The sequence below is a fragment of the Pseudovibrio sp. Ad13 genome, from assembly GCF_001623225.1.
Classification (GTDB): Bacteria; Pseudomonadota; Alphaproteobacteria; order Rhizobiales; family Stappiaceae; genus Pseudovibrio.
This window is the reverse complement of the sequence record NZ_LMCC01000002.1, coordinates 531697-551215: the sequence shown is the minus strand read 5'-3', so window position 1 is coordinate 551215 and position 19519 is coordinate 531697. Positions and strand designations below refer to the sequence as shown.

Annotated in this window: 15 protein-coding genes; 9 read left to right on the top strand and 6 right to left on the bottom strand. The window is 53.3% G+C overall.

The window, feature by feature from the left end; all coding sequences use genetic code 11:
• Window positions 1–163: 163 nt before the first annotated feature.
• The 3 genes from aroA to rpsA all read left to right on the top strand — a co-directional run bounded on the left by aroA (window position 164) and on the right by rpsA (window position 4044).
• Window positions 164–1519, top strand: a complete 1356-nt coding sequence (aroA, locus tag PsAD13_RS03350) for a 3-phosphoshikimate 1-carboxyvinyltransferase (protein WP_057462755.1) — start codon at window positions 164–166, stop codon at window positions 1517–1519.
• Window positions 1516–2151 (top strand): (d)CMP kinase, encoded by a 636-nt coding sequence (cmk, locus tag PsAD13_RS03345; protein WP_063317254.1) that lies wholly within the window; start codon window positions 1516–1518, stop codon window positions 2149–2151. Before aroA ends, cmk begins: the two co-directional genes overlap by 4 nt.
• 195 nt (window positions 2152–2346) lie before the next feature.
• Window positions 2347–4044 (top strand): 30S ribosomal protein S1, encoded by a 1698-nt coding sequence (rpsA, locus tag PsAD13_RS03340; protein WP_063286510.1) that lies wholly within the window; start codon window positions 2347–2349, stop codon window positions 4042–4044.
• A gap of 162 nt (window positions 4045–4206) precedes the next feature.
• On the opposite strand, the gene PsAD13_RS03335 is transcribed toward rpsA, so the two are convergent.
• Window positions 4207–5409 carry a GNAT family N-acetyltransferase gene (locus PsAD13_RS03335; RefSeq protein ID WP_208986392.1) on the bottom strand — a complete coding sequence of 401 codons (1203 nt, stop codon included), beginning with the start codon at window positions 5407–5409 and terminating at the stop codon, window positions 4207–4209.
• A gap of 445 nt (window positions 5410–5854) precedes the next feature.
• On the opposite strand from PsAD13_RS03335, the gene PsAD13_RS03330 reads away from it, so the two are divergent.
• The 6 genes from PsAD13_RS03330 (at window position 5855) to PsAD13_RS03305 (ending at window position 10636) form a co-directional block, all read left to right on the top strand.
• Window positions 5855–6559 (top strand): SDR family oxidoreductase, encoded by a 705-nt coding sequence (locus PsAD13_RS03330; RefSeq protein WP_063317252.1) that lies wholly within the window; start codon window positions 5855–5857, stop codon window positions 6557–6559.
• 868 nt (window positions 6560–7427) lie between these two features.
• On the top strand, window positions 7428–7739 hold the full coding sequence (locus tag PsAD13_RS03325) for a chorismate mutase (protein WP_063317251.1): 312 nt from the start codon (window positions 7428–7430) through the stop codon (window positions 7737–7739).
• A gap of 222 nt (window positions 7740–7961) precedes the next feature.
• Window positions 7962–8969 carry a signal peptide peptidase SppA gene (sppA, locus tag PsAD13_RS03320; RefSeq protein WP_057462716.1) on the top strand — a complete coding sequence of 336 codons (1008 nt, stop codon included), beginning with the start codon at window positions 7962–7964 and terminating at the stop codon, window positions 8967–8969.
• Window positions 8962–9264 carry an integration host factor subunit beta gene (locus tag PsAD13_RS03315; RefSeq protein WP_057462715.1) on the top strand — a complete coding sequence of 101 codons (303 nt, stop codon included), beginning with the start codon at window positions 8962–8964 and terminating at the stop codon, window positions 9262–9264. Before sppA ends, PsAD13_RS03315 begins: the two co-directional genes overlap by 8 nt.
• A 135-nt stretch (window positions 9265–9399) precedes the next feature.
• A complete protein-coding gene (locus tag PsAD13_RS03310; protein WP_057462714.1) occupies window positions 9400–9630 on the top strand; it encodes a LapA family protein in 231 nt (76 codons plus the stop codon).
• Window positions 9631–9673: 43 nt separating this feature from the next.
• Window positions 9674–10636: an ornithine cyclodeaminase family protein gene (locus PsAD13_RS03305; protein ID WP_063317250.1), complete on the top strand. Its 963-nt coding sequence runs from the start codon at window positions 9674–9676 to the stop codon at window positions 10634–10636.
• 101 nt (window positions 10637–10737) lie between these two features.
• Here the strand turns inward: PsAD13_RS03305 and PsAD13_RS03300 are convergent, their stop codons facing one another.
• The 5 genes from PsAD13_RS03300 to addB form a co-directional block, all read right to left on the bottom strand.
• Window positions 10738–11376 carry a trimeric intracellular cation channel family protein gene (locus tag PsAD13_RS03300; protein WP_063317249.1) on the bottom strand — a complete coding sequence of 213 codons (639 nt, stop codon included), beginning with the start codon at window positions 11374–11376 and terminating at the stop codon, window positions 10738–10740.
• A 271-nt stretch (window positions 11377–11647) separates the two neighbouring features.
• Window positions 11648–12292 carry a nucleotide exchange factor GrpE gene (gene grpE / locus PsAD13_RS03295; protein WP_084404312.1) on the bottom strand — a complete coding sequence of 215 codons (645 nt, stop codon included), beginning with the start codon at window positions 12290–12292 and terminating at the stop codon, window positions 11648–11650.
• 197 nt (window positions 12293–12489) lie between these two features.
• Entirely contained in the window at window positions 12490–12810 is a 321-nt protein-coding gene (gene trxA, locus PsAD13_RS03290; protein ID WP_063286502.1) for a thioredoxin, read from the bottom strand.
• Window positions 12811–12922: 112 nt separating this feature from the next.
• Entirely contained in the window at window positions 12923–16393 is a 3471-nt protein-coding gene (gene addA / locus PsAD13_RS03285; RefSeq protein ID WP_063317248.1) for a double-strand break repair helicase AddA, read from the bottom strand.
• Window positions 16393–19515: a double-strand break repair protein AddB gene (addB, locus tag PsAD13_RS03280; RefSeq protein WP_063317247.1), complete on the bottom strand. Its 3123-nt coding sequence runs from the start codon at window positions 19513–19515 to the stop codon at window positions 16393–16395. The genes addA and addB overlap by 1 nt, the downstream gene beginning before the upstream one ends.
• Window positions 19516–19519: the final 4 nt, after the last annotated feature.

Here is a 19519-nt window from a genome sequence, read left to right as displayed (position 1 = left end):
CTCAGGTTGGCCATCATGTCAAAGATAAATCTTAGAAATCTACCCGAAGTCGTACATTCACTGCCGAAATTTCGCAATAGTTCAATGCGCCCTAGGGTGACTGTCTTTTTCTTCCGTGCTAGGAGGAACTAGTTTTTTAAGTCTCGCAACCCCGGAAATGAACATGTCCCATAATTCGTCACCGCAAATTGTGACCGCTCACAGCGGCTCTCCGCTCAATGGTCAAATCAAAGTTCCAGGTGACAAGTCTATCTCCCATCGTTCTCTGATGTTTGGCGCGCTGGCGCTTGGCAAAACCACCATCTCTGGCCTTCTCGAATCAGAAGATGTGATTGGCACTGCAAATGCTATGAATGCGGTTGGTGCCAAGTGTGTTCGTCAGGAAGATGACACATGGACGGTTGAGGGTATTGGACTGGGTAGCCTGCTTGAGCCGGAAGCTCCAATTGACTTTGGAAACGCGGGTACAGGCGTACGTCTAGCAATGGGTATTTTTGCGAGCCACCCGATTGCCGTCACCATGACTGGCGATGCCTCGCTGTCTGGACGCCCGATGGGCCGCGTCCTTAACCCGTTGCGTGAGATGGGTGTTCAGGTTGTTGCGCGTAACGGCGACCGTTTGCCAGCCTCTATCCGCGGCAGTGACACACCAATTCCAATCACTTACCGCGTGCCTATGGCATCTGCGCAGGTGAAATCCGCTGTGTTGCTGGCTGGTTTGAATACCGCTGGTACAACAACTGTTATCGAACCTGTTGCGACACGTGACCATACAGAGAAAATGTTGGTTGGCTTTGGCGCAGACCTGAAGGTTGAAGTGAACGAGAGCGGTGAGCGTATCATCACGCTGCAAGGCCAACCGAAGCTGCAGCCTCAGGATATTACGGTTCCTGGTGACCCATCTTCAGCTGCCTTCCCGATTGTTGCTGCTCTGATCACACCGGGTTCTGATGTCACCGTTGAAGGTGTGCTTTTGAATGAGCATCGCATTGGACTTATTACTAGTCTGCTTGAAATGGGTGCAGACATTACCATCTCGAATGAACGGGAAAGCGGCGGAGAAAAGATTGGCGACATTCGCGCCAAGTATTCGCGATTAAAGGGTATTACGGTTCCAGCGGACCGGGCACCTTCCATGATTGATGAATATCCAATTCTTTCTGTTGCTGCTGCTTTTGCTCAAGGTGACACTGTCATGCTTGGTCTTGAAGAACTGCGTGTCAAAGAGTCAGACCGCCTGGCTGCTGTTGCGCGCGGTTTGGAAGCAAACGGCATTCCGTGCGTTGAAAAACAGGACAGTCTGACTGTTACTGGTGGGGCAAACAATATTGGCGGTGGCACTGTTACAACACATCTGGATCACCGGATCGCAATGAGCTTCCTTATTCTGGGGCTCGCTGCACACAAACCGGTTCAGGTCGATGATGCAGCGCCAATCGCGACAAGCTTCCCAACCTTCCTCTCCATGTTTGGTGAGCTGGGTGGCAAGCTTGAAAATAAAAATGAGGAAGCTGCATGATTATTGCTCTGGATGGACCAGCGGCATCTGGCAAGGGAACGCTCGCACGCCAGCTCGCTGCGCATTTTGGACTCCGCCATCTGGATACTGGTTTGACGTATCGTGCTGTCGCCGCTGCGCTGCTTGCGCGCGGCCTGCCACTTGGTGATGAAAACGTTGCAATCTCTGTCGCCCAGAACCTTGATCTGGGTAATTTGGATCGCAATCAGCTCTCTTCCCATGAAATTGGTGAGGTAGCCTCTCGCATTGCAGTTCTTTCTGGCCTGCGCGAGGAACTGGTGAGCCTTCAGCGTGCGTTTGCTGATCAAGAGCCGGGTGCCGTTTTAGATGGCCGTGATATCGGGACTGTTGTGTGCCCGGACGCGACCGCGAAACTGTTCATTACCGCCTCTCCGGCAGCCCGTGCAAAGCGCCGGACAGACGAGTTGAACGGCAAGGGAATTCCAGCAGATTTTAATGAAATCCTAGTGGATCTGGAGCGCCGCGACGAGCGCGATAGCACCAGAAAAGACTCTCCATTAAAACCCGCTGAAAATGCACACTTGCTTGATACGACAGAAATGGATATAGACTCCGCATTTCGTGCGGCTGTGGATATCGTCGAACGCGCCCGGAATTCAGCTGTTTCATAACAGCCTTCGGAGTTCGCGTTTGTTATATCAAGCGACTGTTACGATACCGAATTTGGACAAGAGTGACCGCTTTCGCCGGCCCACTTACTTGTAAGTGGTTGTTTTTCAACGCGAGTTGAAAACCGGAAGCCCTTGTCCTTTAGTGTTAACACAAACCCGCCGGCGAGCGCCATTCTTATGGCATCAGGAGATTTTATGGAAAATCAAAACTTTGCTGCTGAAGATTTTGCAGCTCTGTTGGAAGAATCCTTTGCGACTTCCGACCTTTTTGAAGGCACCGTTGTAAAAGGCATCGTTGTTGCTATCGAAAAAGACCTCGCAGTCATCGACGTAGGTCTTAAGGTTGAAGGTCGCGTTCCTATGAAGGAATTCGGCGCTAAAGGCCGTGACGGCGAAATGGCCGTTGGCGATGAAGTAGAAGTTTACCTTGAGCGCGTTGAAAACGCGATGGGTGAAGCTGTTCTGTCCCGCGACAAAGCACGCCGCGAAGAAAGCTGGGTTCGCCTTGAAGTTGCTTTCGAAGCTGGTGAAAAAGTTACTGGTCAGATCTTCAACCAGGTTAAAGGTGGCTTCACCGTTGATCTGGACGGCGCAGTAGCATTCCTGCCACGCTCTCAGGTAGACATCCGTCCAGTACGCGACGTTACTCCTCTGATGCACACTCCACAGCCTTTCCAGATCCTGAAAATGGACAAGCGCCGTGGTAACATCGTTGTGTCACGTCGTACCGTTCTGGAAGAAACACGCGCTGAACAGCGTTCTGAACTCGTTCAGAGCCTGGAAGAAGGTCAGACCGTTGAGGGTGTTGTTAAGAACATCACCGACTACGGTGCATTCGTTGACCTTGGTGGCATCGATGGCCTCCTGCACGTTACCGACATTGCATGGCGTCGTATCAACCACCCAAGCGAAGTTCTGACAATCGGTCAGACCGTGAAGGTGCAGATCGTTCGTGTGAACCAGGAAACACACCGCATCAGCCTCGGCATGAAGCAGCTGGAAACCGATCCATGGGATGGCATCGAAGCCAAATACCCACTGGATTCCAAGTTCTCCGGTCGTGTTACCAACATCACCGACTACGGTGCATTCGTAGAACTGGAGCCAGGCATCGAAGGCCTGATCCACGTCTCCGAAATGTCCTGGACCAAAAAGAACGTACACCCAGGCAAAATCGTTTCTACTTCCCAGGAAGTTGAAGTGGTTATCCTTGAAGTGGACGCTTCCAAACGCCGTATCTCCCTGGGCCTCAAGCAGACTCTGCAGAACCCATGGGATGCATTCGCACAGCAGTACCCACTTAACGCCACCGTAGAAGGTGAAGTTAAGAACAAGACCGAATTCGGTCTGTTCATCGGTCTTGAAGGCGATGTTGACGGCATGGTTCACCTGTCCGATCTGGACTGGAACCGTCCGGGCGAGCAGGTCATCGAAGAGTACAAGAAGGGCGATGTTGTTAAAGCAGTCGTTCTTGACGTTGACGTTGAGAAAGAGCGTATCTCTCTCGGCATCAAACAGCTCGACGCTGATCCGTTTGAATCCGCTGGCGATGTTGTTCGTAAGGGCGCAATCGTTAAGTGTGAAGTGACTGAAATCAAAGACGGTGGTCTCGACGTTAAACTCGTAGACGGCGACCTCTCTGCATTCATCCGTCGCGCTGACTTGTCCCGTGAACGTGGTGAGCAGGATCCTACCCGCTTCAACGTTGGCGATGTGATCGAAGCTCGTATCACTCAGTTCGACAAGAAGACCCGCCGCGTTGGTGTTTCCATCAAGGCACTTGAAATCGCTGAAGAAAAAGAAGCGGTTGCACAGTACGGTTCTTCTGACGCTTCCTCTTCTCTCGGCGACATCCTCGCTGCAGCTATGAAGAAGCAGAACGACGACGAATAAGATCTAGCAATAGATTTTGCGAGAAAGCCCGCTCATTTGAGCGGGCTTTTTTGTTGCGTTGATGAGTGCGTTCATTTGCGTTGTTTCGCATTTTTTTGCGCGCTTATGTCTGAAAAGAGCTTTGGAGCGTCCTGTTTCAGGGAGTTCTGCCTCTCGGCAGAGTTAACCCCTGATCTTCTTCAGGGAGCTCATCAGGAATGCTCTCGGACCTTTTGGCATTGCGAGTACGATGCGCTTTGCTAAAGGGCGCAGGTTCTTGAGCCAGAGGCTGGCATAGAGCTGTCCTTTGAAGGAAAGCGGGCTGACGGCATCAAAGACGCTGGCGACCTGTGAGGCCCAAGTCATCTTGTAGCGCGAGGCTGGTTTTAGGAAATCGATCTTATCGATCCCAAGCGCAAAACACGCCTCGATGACGTCCATCTGGTGAAGTTTACCGGGACTGGATTGTTCGTAGTCCGGGTTCCAATCGGCCATGTAAGCGGAATAGCAGCCTTCGAACAGGAAGCCCCATTCGGTAGAGATTGGCAGATCACCATGCTTCAGCTCGAAAGCGATGAGTTCGCAGCCTTTGGCCGTGCCGTTGCTTAATGAGAGAAGGACGTTCTGCAAGCCATCGCCTTCCAGAGCGCGCGATGAGTAACCCATGGCTTCGACCCAGTTCTCTCGCCCGTTTAGAGTGCGTAGAAGCATGGTTTCGAGTTCCGGGTCTTCCTGTCGGATCACGCGGTGCGAAAGGCCTGTTGATTTGTGGAGACGATTGCGCTGGTTGCGGATGGTTTTGCGGGAACGGGCGGAGATGGACTTCAGATAGTCCTCAAAACTATCCCACTGGTTCAGATCCAGCCATGGAGCGCCATCAGCCTCTCCGACCTCAGTGAAATGAGTGCTGGCGTACTCATAGAGTGCACCGCCCTCTCTGATCTGGCGGAGGTGGATAACATCTGCACCAGCCTTTTGAAGGTGGGGCTTCAAGTAATCCAACACGGCAGCAGGGTTATAGCCGGGAGTAAGCAGCATCTCTGAGTACTGCTGAAAAGGCTCTCCTAAACCAGTCAGCGCTTTCAGGGACTTTTGCTTTTCAATGCGCAACGGCAGAACCGCGATCAGGCTTTGCTGGTCGTAGACAGCGAAGATTTTGGCTGATTGGACCGATGCAGGATTTTCAAGCATCGCCATGGTCCAGGCATAGCTTTGAAAGACCGGATTGCCATTGGAGGCCTGCTCCAGCTGGTGCCATTGTTGCTGGAGTTCAGCTACTTCAACAGCAGACTGCAACACGCACACAGACGGGTTTTGAAGTGCTTTTGTTGCAGAGCTCTGCTGCACAGAGGCGAGCTCGTCTGATGTGATAACATCTGCCTGCAACAAACTTCTCCCTTATTGATGCATAAAATGACTTTAACTAAAGCAGTTTGCGTATCTTTATCCGAAAACCGGCGTCTACTTTTCGGCGATATGCTTGAAATGACTGAATCTCGTGGCTCTCGCCCTAGAGCACGTCGCGTTCATTCGCATTCACACACCGTGCTCTAAAATCTTTGTTAGAGCGAATTCTGGTCGTTTGATTGAATCCAATCAAACGGAACACGCTCTAACTCCTGATATTTATACATAGTTATTTTCAACCAGTTAAAAGTAGAGGTATTTTATAGAAATCTGAGCATTTGAATTTCTCACATTTCCGTTAGGGACCTCAGTTCTAGAAAAATTGTCTCCTCAGCATGGTTTCTCTCAGGGTGATGACAAATCGTCACTTGATTTATTGCCCTACAGAAAATGGAATAGTCCTGATTTAATTCAGGAGGGTTTCATGAGTGATTTGAAAGTTGCGCTGATTGTTGCTGGTGGCAGTGGTATGGGTGCTGCTGCGGCACGTAAGCTGGCAGGGGACGGTTATAAAGTCGCCATCCTCTCTTCCTCTGGCAAAGGCGAGAAGCTGGCTGAGGAACTTGGTGGTGTCGGTGTGACTGGCTCCAACCTTGAAACTGCGGACCTCCAGCGTCTTGTTGATGTTGCGATGGGCAAGTGGGGCCGTATTGATACGGCTGTCAGCAGTGCTGGCCATGGGCCTAAAGGGCCAGTCCTTGAGCTCACCGACGAAGATTGGGCGAGAGGGATGGACTTCTATCTCATGAACGTGGTGCGTATCACCCGCATCGTTACCCCAATCATGGAAGCTCAGGGCAAAGGCAGCTTCGTCAATATTTCCACCTATGCCTTATTTGAACCTGAGGAGCTTTTCCCGACTTCCGGCGTGTTCAGAGCTGGCCTTGCTGCTTTTACCAAGTTGTTCGCTGATAAATATGCTTCCTCAAACATTCGCATGAACAACGTGCTGCCGGGCTTTATTGACAGCTTGCCAGAGAAGGAAGAACGTCGGGATCGCATTCCAATGGGGCGTTATGGCACCTCGCAGGAAGTGGCTGATCTGATTGCTTTCCTTGCCGGAGACACCTCCAGCTACATGACCGGACAAAATATCCGCATTGATGGCGGAATTACGCGCTCAATTTAGGCTGGACAATTTTGCGAAGGCATCTATCGCAATTTGCGGGATGCCATTCTCTCTCGATTAATCGGAGAGATCTTAAACCTGTACGATCAGAAAGGGGCGGAAACGCCCTTTTTTTAACGCCGCAACTCCTCCTCACCAGAAAGAAACAAAGCAAATTGTGTGATATGGAGCATTTACATGCGCTCAATTTTAATTAATGTAAATATTAATTCACTTTAATCAAAATAAACATAATAGATAAGCAATAGTAAATTGATGATAAGTTTTGATAACAACTTTTAATTTGCTATACACCACCTAAGATAGAGTCGTTTTTTGAAATTTTCTATTTCTGATTTCTATTTATCTTCAAGTAACATCTGTATATTACTTTACATGGCGAGCAAGAGAGTATCCCATTCTCTCAAACTCCACTGTGCTGTTTGTCTTGAAACATCGTTGAGGCCAATAACAAAAATAAGGTCCGGCAGCTTCAAGACTTCGGAATGCCCTAGCGGTCCGCCCGAAACCGCAGGGCTAACTGGAAACCCGTTTTACGCCGTCCTTGCAGCAATCGGCTTTGGGTTTCCAACAGCGCGCGGTGAACTATGCCCCTAGTTCTCGCGTCAAGAATTAAGATCACTGAACCTATCGGTTTTCAGAGCAATCGATAAAACAGTGGCCCAAAAAAGACGAAAAGTCCAACTGGCCCCATGGCCATACAGATCCCGTTCCGTTCTCAGCTCCCCCCCACCTCCTGATGAACGGAACGGATTTTTTATGCGATAAACATATGCTAGTTGCGACCATGCATTTATTTCGGGTATGACATTTCAAAAGGTGGCACTCCCCAGCCACGTCATTCAATCCGATAGGCAGCAAAAAACTAATGAAGAACTCTGCTAGCGAATGTCACAATATGACTCAGATCCGCGCAGAAATTGATCGTCTGGATTCCGAGCTGATTTCCCTGTTTGCAGAGCGCTGGACTTACATCACACGCGCCGCTGAAATCAAAAAACCAATTGGCCTGTCTGCCCGCATTGAAAGCCGGGTAGAGGAAGTTGCCAGCAACGTAAAAGCCCATGCCCGTGCGCATGGCCTGAATGCGCAGACCTATGAGACCATGTGGCGCGCACTGATGGAAAGTGCGATTGCGCACGAAGAAGACCTTATGGAAGCAGAGGAAAACGCAAAATAACATAGTATCGCCATTTTCTCTGGCATCTTAGTCGACTAGCATTACAACCAGAAATTTTCGGAGAATTAAGAGCCTACTTCCCCAAATTAACCGTTTGGCAGGGACAAAGCTTAATTTATGGTCGTGTTTTTACCGTCTGCAGAGAAAGAACACTTGGCTTATTCAAAAGCTTAGGTATTGTTTCCCTATAGTCGCTTAAATGAGTTTGACCGGGAAGACCCCATGAGTCTAGACAGTGACGTTCTTATTGATCGCAGACGCCTGAGACGTAAAGTTTCGTTCTGGCGCGTCGTTAGTTTTTTAGCACTTGCAGCTTTGCTGTTGTGGGGAGGCGCTGAGGCAACTGGCCTTGGTGAGCTTGCCCGTTCTGAAAAGCATATTGCTCGCATCGAAATCAACGGACCGATCACCTATGATCGCCGCCAGTTGGAGATGCTTGAAGCAATCGCAAAAGATGACACCGTGCAAGGCGTCATCGTCTCCATTAATTCTCCCGGTGGCACCACTTCCGGTGGTGAAGCGCTTTACAATGCGCTGCGCAAGATTGCTGAGAAGAAGCCTTTGACAGCGTCCATCACGACGCTTGGTGCTTCAGCTGCTTATCTTTCCGCAATTGCCAGTGATCACCTTGTTGCTCAATACACCTCTTTGACCGGTTCTATCGGTGTTCTCTTCCAGTATGGCAATGCAAAAGGGTTGCTCGAAAAGATTGGCGTTGAAATGGATGCGATTAAAAGCGCACCATTGAAAGCTGAGCCAAACTTTTATGAGCCAGCCACGCCTGAAGTGAAGGAAACTTTGCAGGAACTGATTGACGATACCTATATGTGGTTCGTTGGACTTGTTGCAGAACGCAGAGGCCTTTCTAAAGAGCGTGCACTTCAGCTGGCGAACGGTCAGGTTTACACCGGGCACCAGGCAAAAGACCTTGAACTGATCGATGAGATTGGTGGCGAGCAGGCCGCGCATCAGTGGCTTATTGACGAAAAAGGACTTTCCAGTGATTTGGAAATAATCGACTGGAAACCAGAATCAGACGAGCGGTCACTCCCGTTCCCTGCAAATTTATTAGGCTTTTTGGGTAGTGAGAACCAGAATTTGGTCATCTCACTTCTCAAAACAGCAAAAAGTGTCGTAGATTCAAGCCTACCGCTTGACGGTCTCGTGTCTGTTTGGCAGGCTCCGGATGCGGCAACAGTCTCAGCACTTGGGGGGGCAAAGCATGATTAAATCGGAATTAGTACAGACTATTGCGGAGCGTAATCCGCATCTCTATCAACGCGATGTAGAGAATATCGTAAACGCCATTCTTGATGAAGTTACTGAAGCGCTGATGCGCGGTGACCGCGTCGAGCTGCGTGGCTTTGGTGCGTTCTCAGTGAAGAACCGCCCGGCACGCGTTGGACGCAATCCAAGAACTGGCCAAAAAGTTGAAGTTGGCGAAAAGTTCGTTCCGTTCTTCAAAACCGGCAAAGAAATGCGCGAACGACTGAACGACGGTACGGATCACGGCGAAGACGACTGATCCTGGAGTAATACATTGGCTCGTTTCTTTCGGAATTTGCTGCTTATACCTATAGCAGCTCTACTTGTTGTCCTTGCGGTTGCGAACCGGCATTCCACGCTGATTTCGCTTAACCCCTTTAACCCAGAGGACCCGATGTTGACGTTCAACATCCCGGTTTTCTGGTTGCTGTTTGGCGCTGTTGGACTGGGCGTGATGCTTGGCGGAGTGGCGACCTGGATGCGACAAGGACGGTTTCGTAAAGAGGCTCGTGTTCAACGACGCGAAGCGAACCAACTGAAACATGAAGCGGATTCACTGCGTAAGGTGGCACAGGGTGACATTGCACCCGGTCTGCCATCACCAGACCATAAAAAAGCAGCCTAACCGCTTTATTACTCTGCCCTGACGTTTAACACGGGGATTGCGAATGCGGATCATCACAGCTCAGGACATTGAGGGGGTGATGAGCTTTCGCGATCTTCTTGAGACGCTGAGACGTGCATTTCGTGTTGGTGTGGTGGCCCCTTCCCCGCACACACAAAGAATTGCACGTCCAACCGGCCTTGATAACGGCTCTCTCACCATCTCTTCTGCATGGCATGACTTTGCGGCTCAAGACACTGTTGAGCGCGGGTTTATTGGCACGCGTCTGGAAAGTTGTCTTCCCACATCACTGGAGCATGACGCACCTGCTGTTGCTGGTGTGTATCTTTTGCAGTCTGGCAAAACGGGGACGCCGCTTGCGCTTCTGGATGGCAAAGCGCTCGTCAACTGGCGCACAGCTGCAACATCGGCGCTGGCATCCTCGTATCTTTCGCGCGAAGACTCTTCCCGTTTGCTGATGGTGGGTGCTGGAAACCTTGCACCTTATCTGATTGATGCGCATGCTTCTGTCCGCCCCATCAAGGAGGTTCTGGTCTGGAACAGAAGCCCTGCTGCTGCTCAGCAGTTGGTGGAGCATATGCAGGGGCAACCTTTTAAGGTTTCAGCGACAACGGAACTGGGTGGGGCTGTCAGAGGCGCAGATATTGTGTGCTGTGCGACGAGTGCGAACACGCCGATCATTCAAGGGGAATGGCTACAAGAGGGAACGCATCTGGATCTGGTTGGCTCCATGCATGCTGATCAGCGTGAGTGCGATGATACGGTTATCTCACAGGCGCGGCTGTTTTTGGACAGCTATGACAACACCCCAACAACCGCTGGTGATCTCAAAGAGCCGCTCGCCGATGGCGTTCTGAGCCTGCAGGACATTGCGTCTGATCTGGCGGAGTTGTGTCAGGGCGACCGCGCAGGCCGGCGCTTTTACGAGCAAATCACGCTGTTTAAGTCAACGGGCACGGCTCTGGCTGATCTTGCCGTTGCCGGACACGTTTATTTGCGCGTTTAGAGCATGTGGCGTGCAGGCGCGTAGCTCTAGTTCTTTATTGCGCGCGTAGTCTTGTCCGCAAATCAGAGCCGCTTTTCAAGATTACGCTCTCGCTGAGGACCTTAGTCCAGCTCATCCATGTCTTTCTTCTTTGGTGGTGTGTAGCTGGGCAAATGCCAGTCTTTTGCTATTGCACCACCACGTAAAATCATCGCTGCAGCAAAACCCAAAGCAGCAGCGAGGTTGCTTTCTCCTGTTGCCATGAGCGTAGAGGTGTATGTGATCGCACCAGCAAGCGCAGCCGCAAGGTAGATCTCTCTTTGCAGCAGTGCAGATGGCTGGCCAGCGATGATATCGCGCAGGATTCCACCAAATGTCGCCGTAGCAACACCCATGAGGACAGCAACCGCGGCAGTATCACCCAGTGAAATCGCTTTTGCAGCGCCCATTACCGAATAGGACGCGACACCAATCGCATCGAGCCAACGCAACGGGCGGCCCCATGCTTCGACCTTATGAGCGATGAACCACATGGCAATTGAGACGGCCACACAGACATAGAGGTAGCTCTCGTCTTCGATCCAGAAGACCGGCACATCAAGCAGGGTGTCCCGCAGGGTGCCGCCACCGATACCTGTCAAAGAGCAAAAGAACAGAAAAGCGATAAAATCCTGACGCAGACGTGCAGCGACCAGCCCACCAGTCACGGCGAATACGGCCACGCCAAAAAAGTCCAGGTACTGCCAGATCTCAGAATGCATCTACGTCATGCCCGCAAAGTCGTTGAATTCAAGTCTGCTGGTATTAGACAGCCATCTTAAAAAATCAACCGGAGAACTACACTACTTCATTTGTGAGATTTAAATAGCCTTAGATCCTGTGAAGCGTTTGGGGACAGCGCCGAGAACTTCAAATCAGCCCTGCGTTTCTTGCAGAGCTTCAGGCATCACCGCAACAAAAAACGGAGACCGTGTATCGACCTCCGTTTTGAAATTCTTTGAGAAGCCCTCGGTGTTTTGAGGGCTTTGGTGTTTAGGCTTCTTTGTCTACTGTGGAGCCTGGCTCTGCTGTTTTGTCGGCAACTGGAGCGATTTTTGGGCCGCCTTTGGAGACACCAACCATTGCAGGGCGCAGGACGCGCTCGCCGATGACATAGCCAGCCTGAACAACCTGAACCACAGTGTTATTTGGAACTTCTGTGTTCGGCACTTCAAACATCGCCTGATGGAAGTGCGGGTTGAACTTATCGCCTTCAGGTGAAAGACGCTTCACACCGTGTTTTTCCAGATGGTTGAGCATTTCGCGCTCTACCATTTCAACGCCTTCAACCAGCGCCTTCAGGTTTTCGTCGTTTTCACGTGCGTCATCTGGCAATGCATCGATTGCACGACCAAGGTTGTCATTGACCACCAGCATGTCGCGCGCGAAGCCTGCGACTGCGTAGGCTTTGGCGTCTTTAACTTCTTTTTCAGTCCGACGGCGCAGGTTTTCCATCTCTGCCATGGTGCGCAAAGCGCGGTCCTTCAGGGCAGCGTTTTCTTCTCTCAGCGCCTCGATTGGATCTACTTCCGCAGCAACTTCTGCCTGCTCGGCTCCATTCGCAGTTTCGTCAACCACAGCTTCCGGATTTACCTGCTCTTCTGCCTGCGGAGTTTTATTTTGATCGCTCATCGTCATCCCGTCTCTTAAAACTTGCTCTTTTTACCATGGAGCAAAGCACTGCAAGGGCTGCCCTAAGGCGCCCGCGCAAAAATCTATCCGGTCTTTATTTAGTCGCTGTTTGACAAAAACAAAAGACCTCCGGCCACTTCCATGACCGGAGATCCTCAGAATGCCCGATTTTACTCAGCATTTCGTTGCAGATACCCTCAAAATTAAGAGTACTGCTTGATCCAATCAGCAATTTTGCCCTTAGGCTGTGCGCCTACGAGGGTTGCAGCTGGCTGACCATCCTTGAACAGGATCATGGTTGGGATAGAACGAACGCCGTAATTCATTGCGCTCTGCTGGTTGCTGTCGATATCCAACTTAGCAACTTTGACCTGACCAGCCATTTCCTCAGAGATTTCTTCCAGGGACGGCGCAATCATTTTACAAGGACCACACCAGGTCGCCCAGAAATCTACGAGAACAGGGGTCGAGCTCTGGAGTACTTCAGCTTCGAAGTTACCGTCTTCAACATTCACAGTGGCCATTTTTGCCTCTTTTCATAGTGCAGGTTGAGTCGCCCCAACTGAGCAAACTCTGTTGCCCTGAAAGTAAGAACGCAAGTGCCGAGCGTCAAGCGAACGAATTCTCAACATTCGACTAGAATTTAAAAGATTTCATCAGTTCCACTGGTATTTCTACCAAATGGGGACCTGACGTATAGAGGAGCAGCGCTCTTATTCTCCGATCAGGATAAAGCTCAGAAAGCAATTTTCTATAAACAGCCAGCTGCGCAACATACGTTTCGGAGACTTCGTGCACGCTCCTTGGGACGTAGGCATTTGTCTTGAAGTCGAGAATAATCACTTCTTTGTCATTGACCAGCAAACGGTCAATCAGACCGAAGATTTCAACCGGCTTGCCATCCTCTCCCGTGAGCATACCCTGTATTGGAACTTCAGCTCTGCCATTGGCGCTGAACAGCTCTGCAAACTCTGGGTTGCTCAGCGTACCCAACACATCATCCAGCAGACGTTCTTTTTTGTCCTCGAACCGTTCTGGCAGGGAACTGGCAAGGAACCTTTCAGCAGATGCCACGCGTTGTTCATCGGACAGATCGGGCAGGAACTCCAGCAGTCTGTGAACGATACGACCACGGACCAGCGGCCAGTCTTCTGGCTGGCGGGCTGCTTCCAGAGCATCTTTCGGATCTTGCTGCTCGATGTTCTCTTTTGCTTCCATCTCCTCAAAGGCGGCAGATGGTTTTACGCGGCGGATACGCTCAGGCGTGCTGACGTTTGTCGAGACCCAGTCCGGCATAACAGCCTGTTTCCGGCTCTCAATCTTTTCAGCTTGCGGCAGGATCGGCTCTGGCTTTTCTATGCCATTCTTGGTCCAGATCCACGCTGACACTTCGCCGTTGGCATCTGTCTGTTCGCGTGCTTCCTCAATCAAACCGTTGCGGGTAAGTGTGTACCAGCATTCATCATGCGGGCCACGCTTTGGTGACCAGCCACACACGACAAGACGATCCTTGGCACGGGTGAGCGCTACATAGAGCAGACGGCGATACTCTTCTTTCTGCTCTTCTGCCAGCAGTTCCAGCGCTTCTTCATGCCATTCGGTGCGCTGTGCCTTGTTGGGCAACCAGACAAGAGCGGGTGCGGCCTGCGTATCCCCTGCCCGCTGTTTTTCAACCATCACCGGCGCATGCAGGCTGGAGACGGGTGCGTTGCAGCCATCAGCGAGAATAACGTAGGGCGCTTCCAATCCCTTGGAGCCGTGGACCGTCATGATGCGGACCATACCTTTGGCGGCGTTGAGCTCGCGTTTGATCTCAGTTGGCGCTTCGGCAAGCCACGCAAGGAAGCCTTCCATGCCGGGGGTGCCGCTCTTTTCATAGGTGAGCGTCAATGAAAGGAACTCATCAAGCACGTCATCGACTTCCGTGCCGAGGCGCTCTCGGAACTTCTGGCGATAGCCGTCGGTTCCCATGATCTTGGCGAAAAACTCGAAGGGTGGAACGAAGTCGGCGCGGTCACGCCAGACAACCAGCTGCTTGCGAATTTCCTGCCACTTCTCGCTGTTTTCGGATTTTCTCAGCAGCTCATGCCAGAGGGTGCCCGGTCTTGGGACACCCGGTGTTTCGTGGGCGATTTCGAAGAGATCATCATCAACCAAGCCAAAGAGCGGGCTTTTGAGGACGCAGGCGAGAGAGAGGTCATCTTCTGGCAGCAGAATAAAGCGGCCCAGCGCAACGAGATCTTTGACGGCGATGTGGTCTGTGAGGACGAGGCGGTCAGAACCGGCTGCGGGAACATCTAAGCGTTTGAGCTCGCGGTTGAGCGCTTCCACAAACTGGCCGCGCTTGCGGACCAGTACCAAAACATCCCCCGGACCGGCGATTTTGCGTTGATCCCAGTCCTTGATCTGCTCTGCTATGCGGGTGGCAAGGCGCAGCATGGGGTTGCCGGTGCCGATGGCATCAATCGGCTGGGTCCAGTCGTCTGGTTCCAGCGTTTCTACGGCTTCTTCCAGTGGCCAGATTTCGACGCGGCCCGGATCGTTGTGGCGGATGGCTTCATGCACGGGCGCTACGTTGTCCTGTGACAGGCCTTTATAGGTTTCCGGTGTGTCGAACACCTTATCGACCGCGCCCAGCACATCCGGTGTAGAGCGAAAGGACAGGTTGAGTTCGATGCCTTCGAAGTTCTTCTGTGCTTCCTGAGCCCGACGGGCGAAGAACTTGCGCATCTCAGCAAAGTAAGCCGGAACAGCGCCCTGAAAGGAGTAGATGGATTGCTTCTCATCCCCCACCGCGAAGATGGTGCGGACTTTCTCTCGTGCACTGTCTCCAGCGAAGAATTCTTCTGCCAGCGCGCGGATTACCTCCCATTGGCGTGGGCTGGTGTCCTGTGCTTCATCAACTAGTATGTGGTCGAGGCCTTGGTCCAGTTTGTACTGCACCCATTGAGCGGCCTCAGCGCGGGACAGGAGCTGCGCAGATTTAACCACCAGATCTTCAAAATCGAGATAACCGCGACGGAGTTTTTCCGTCTCGTAATAGCGTAGAACCGCATCTGATAGGGTGAGGATCGCTTTGGTTCCAGAAACCGTTATGACGGCATTCAGGTGCTGCAGAGCCTCCAATACGCGCATTTGCTCGGCAAACAAGCGCTCGACCACTTCCGGGAAGGCTGTTTGAACCTTCTTGGTGGCGAGAGACTTGCGCGGGCTAAGGGTTCCGGTGAGGAAGATTTTCAACCATGCGATGCGCCAGGCTTCGTCGCTTTTGTGCGTGATGGCCTGATCCAGAGCAGCCGCGCGGTCCTGATCTGTCTTGGAGCCGACGCGTAAGGCTTCCGCAAACGCTTTTACTTCGTCGTCAGAGAGAGAAACATTCCGTCGCAACGCAGATGCAAAGCCAGATATATCATCATCCGGCATGACGGAGAAATCAGCGTATAGCGCGGAAACAGCGCTTTCCAGGTCACCATAAGGAGCAACCCAGCGATAAAACGCATCGCGGCGGCTGATCAACTCGGAGAGAGCTTTCTCGACGCCTGAATCCGGTAATAGCTCGATAAGCTGGGACAGAGCTGACCCGATGTCGGAGTCCGGCTCAATCTCTGCGCTGTGCAGAACGCTGGCGCGGGCCTCATTGAGCAGCTCTTCCGCAAGACGGTCATCCAGCACGGAGAAGTGGCCTGCGACATTGGCCTCCAGCGGGAACTGGTGCAGCAGCGCTTCGCAGAACGCGTGGATGGTCTGGATCTTCAGACCGCCCGGTGTTTCCAGTGCTTTGGCGAAGAGGCGGCGGGCGTTGGCCAGCTGCTTGGTAGAGGTTGGACGCCCCTCGATGTCCTCAATCTCAGCAGACAGCTCAGCATCGCTCAGCTGTGTCCATTTGGCGAGGGAATCGAATACGCGGGTTGCCATCTCCGCCGCTGCTGCCTTGGTGAAGGTGAGGCAGAGGATGCGGGATGGATCAGTGCCGGACAGCAGCAGGCGGACTACGCGGCGGGCAAGCACGAAGGTTTTGCCGGAGCCTGCGTTTGCACTCACCCATGCAGAATTTTCAGGATGCGCTGCGCGTTGCTGGCTGTCGAGGGTTTTTGCCGGAATATCCATTATGCATCCTCCCCGTCTTCTCCAAGGGACCATTCCTGCACGCGGGCAAGGTGATCATAGGAGGCGGCCCATTCCCTCTCCTTCAGCACACGTGCTCTGGAGAGATAGCCTTTGCGTGGGTTTTCATAGGCCGCGACGAGCTGTTCCAAGCGTTTCCATGCTTCTTCTGCCAATTCTTCGGCGGTGCTTTCCTTTGGCACACGGCTTTCTAACTTCACAGCATCGCTGCCGCCTTTGAGCTGGATGTAGAGCATGTCGGAGATGGGCATGTCGTGGGGCAGATCCTCAAAACCCTTACGGCGGATCATGGCGACTTCCAGTGGCAGTTGTGGTGAGAGCAGCGCTTCCACCTGTTTGGCGGAGGGCGGCTGGCCGGTTTTGTAGTCCACCACGCGCAAGCTGTTGTCTTTCAACTGGTCAATGCGATCTGCACGACCTGTGAGCGTAAAGTTGCGCTCCGGACGTTGCATTTCCACTTTGCCGTACTCCTCAAGGAAACGGTCATAGATTTTGGGTGCGACTTCACCTTCATACGCAACAAACTCTTCTGCAATGCGCTCAAAGCGCGGCCACCACAGGGCGCGGATGGCTGGGAAGGCATCCAGTGGGCGAAACAGACGGCCACCTTCAGTTTTTAGTGCTAGAACTGCCTTGTCGTCGAATGGCCCATCCCAATCCTCAAGGAAGTTTGCGAGGGCATCGTGGATGATGTTGCCTTTGTCGGCAGCGCCCGGTTCGCCGCCGATTGGGTCAACTTCATCCAGCTTCAGGACGTTTTTGGCATAGATGAGGTACGGATCGCGGATCAGGTTTTCGATGGCGGTCACGGAGAGCTGGACTGGACGCGCTTCCACTGGCGGTTTTGGCTCAGGGCGCTTGGCCGGGCGGACTGGTGTTTCGGAGCGGTCGAGCACGAGAGCCAGCTCGGTGTAGCGCTTGCCTTTGGCGCGCATTTGCTGCTCTACGCTTTGGCCTGCCAGCGTGACGATGCGCTGGAGCCAGCGGGAGGCGACGGTTGGGGAGCCATCTACACGCTCAGAGCGGGAGAGCACCACTTCCGGCGCGCCGAGGTTCCAGAGGAAATCGTGGGCGGAGGTGCCTATTTTACGCTCTGGCGGATCGAGGCCGATCTGGCCTTTCATGGGGCGGTTGAGCCATGGGTCGTTACGGGTGCGCTGCGGCCATGTGCCTTCGTTCAGTCCGCCGAGGACGACGAGGTCATAGCGCTGCAAACGGGCTTCCATGGGTCCGAGCAGATGGATGCGGGGATCGGCAGGTGTGCGGGAGCGGACGGACCCACCGGTGATGAGAGCGCCAAACACGCCGGGCCATTCATTGGCAGGCACGCAGAGGCCAGCTGCATCAGCTTCCAGCAAGGACGTCAGGGTTTCGGCAAGCGCCTTTCCGTTTTCGCCACTGAACAGTTCTTCCGTGGAGCCGTTTTCATCAGCCCCAAGCAGCAGGACTGCATCCACATGGGTTTTGATGATGTCTTCGACCGGGATCTCATTTGGGTTTTGCAGCAGGGCTTCCAGTGGGCCGAGGGCTTGTTCCAGACGGTCCAGCAGGGTGTTGATAGCGTTCCAGTCTTCTTCCACCAGCTTGCGCCAGCGGGAAACTGGTCTGTCGGCCTTTTCCATGGCCAGATCATGAGCTGCGGCCACTGCTTCACGCAGACCACTGAGGCCCGGCCTTGGATGCGGGCCACGCAGGACACCGCGTTCCAATGCACGGGCGGCGGAACGGACTTCCTTGGCCTTCATACCGAGGAAGGCGAGCGGATGTTTGAGCAGAGCCAGCAGGTTGACGGGATCGAGGCCTTGCAGGGCGAGCTTTGCGGTGAGGATGGCAAGCACCATGGGCGGTGTTTGCTCCAGCGGGCGACCAGCGGTGTCATCCACGATGATGCCCCAGCGGGTCAGCTCTGAAGCCACACGGCGGGCCAGTGTTCTGTCCGGTGAGATCAGCACGGTTGTTTTGCCTGCTTCCACCGCTTCACGCAGCAGCAGCGCAATGGAGAGCGCTTCTTCGGATTCGTTTCGCGCTGTGATCAGCTGCGTGCCTGCGAAGGCGGTCTCTCTGTGCTCTGCCAGCTGGGAGGTGAAGAAGTTCTGCCACTCTTCCGTTGTCTCTGCCGGACGGAGTGCTTCGTTGACGATCTCGCAGCGCAAACGCAGAGCTTCGCTTTGCGGTGCGCCCAGCTGTGTGACGTCTTCTCGTTTTATGCCCAGCGCAAGGAGCAGTTGGCGGAGGCTGTACTGCGGGTGGCCGGGAACGCGCTGTGGTTCTGTCGGGCTGCCAAGTGCCTGCCAGCTTTCGGCATCCATGCCCATATCGAGCGCCGGAAGCACAAGGGCTCCGTTCTCCAAGCTCAGCACGGCTTTCATCAGCTCGGCGGTGGCTGGGAAGGAACCGGTTGCACCAGCTACAATTACCGGACCGCGTGGCGATGTTGTGCGCAGGCGGGCGGCTTCTGCGCGGATGAGGGCTGAGCGACGCTCCTTCGGATCCATCATGCCGATGGCTTTGAGGTGCTCTGGCCACAGGTCGGTGACGATCTTCAGGAACTCAAGCGTGATCTTCCAGTATTCGGCGTGGTCGTCAGGGACAAGACTGCCCAGTTCTGCCCAGCTGGCTTCCTCTGTCTGCACTTCATCCATAAGCGTGAGCAGGTTGCCCGCAAGCCATGCAGCATCAGCGGAGGACGCTGGAACGCGGGCAGGATCATCTTCTTTAAGCTGAAGGATCTGGCGACGGAGCTGGCCTTTCCACGCCCAGACAAGGCGGGTCATGGCCAGTTTTCGTTCCATGGTGGACATTGCGGGTGGCAGCGCCTCGCCGTCTCCATGACCTTTCAGGATATGCTCTTCCTCGTCCACATCACCAAGTGGCAGGATCTTTGGCAGCAAGGCGGCTTTAGAGCCTAAAGCTCTGCGCAGGACATCTGGCAGAGTTCTGGCAGCACGGCGGGTTGGCACGTAGATGGTGACGTCAGCCAGCGCCAGCGGGTTATCGTCCGCCTGAAATCCGGGGATCAACTGCCCAGAGAGCAACGCTTCCACAGTTGCCTGCAGAAATGGCGTGGATGGGGAAACGCTGAAAATATTTGGGGTGGCCGCCACCGGA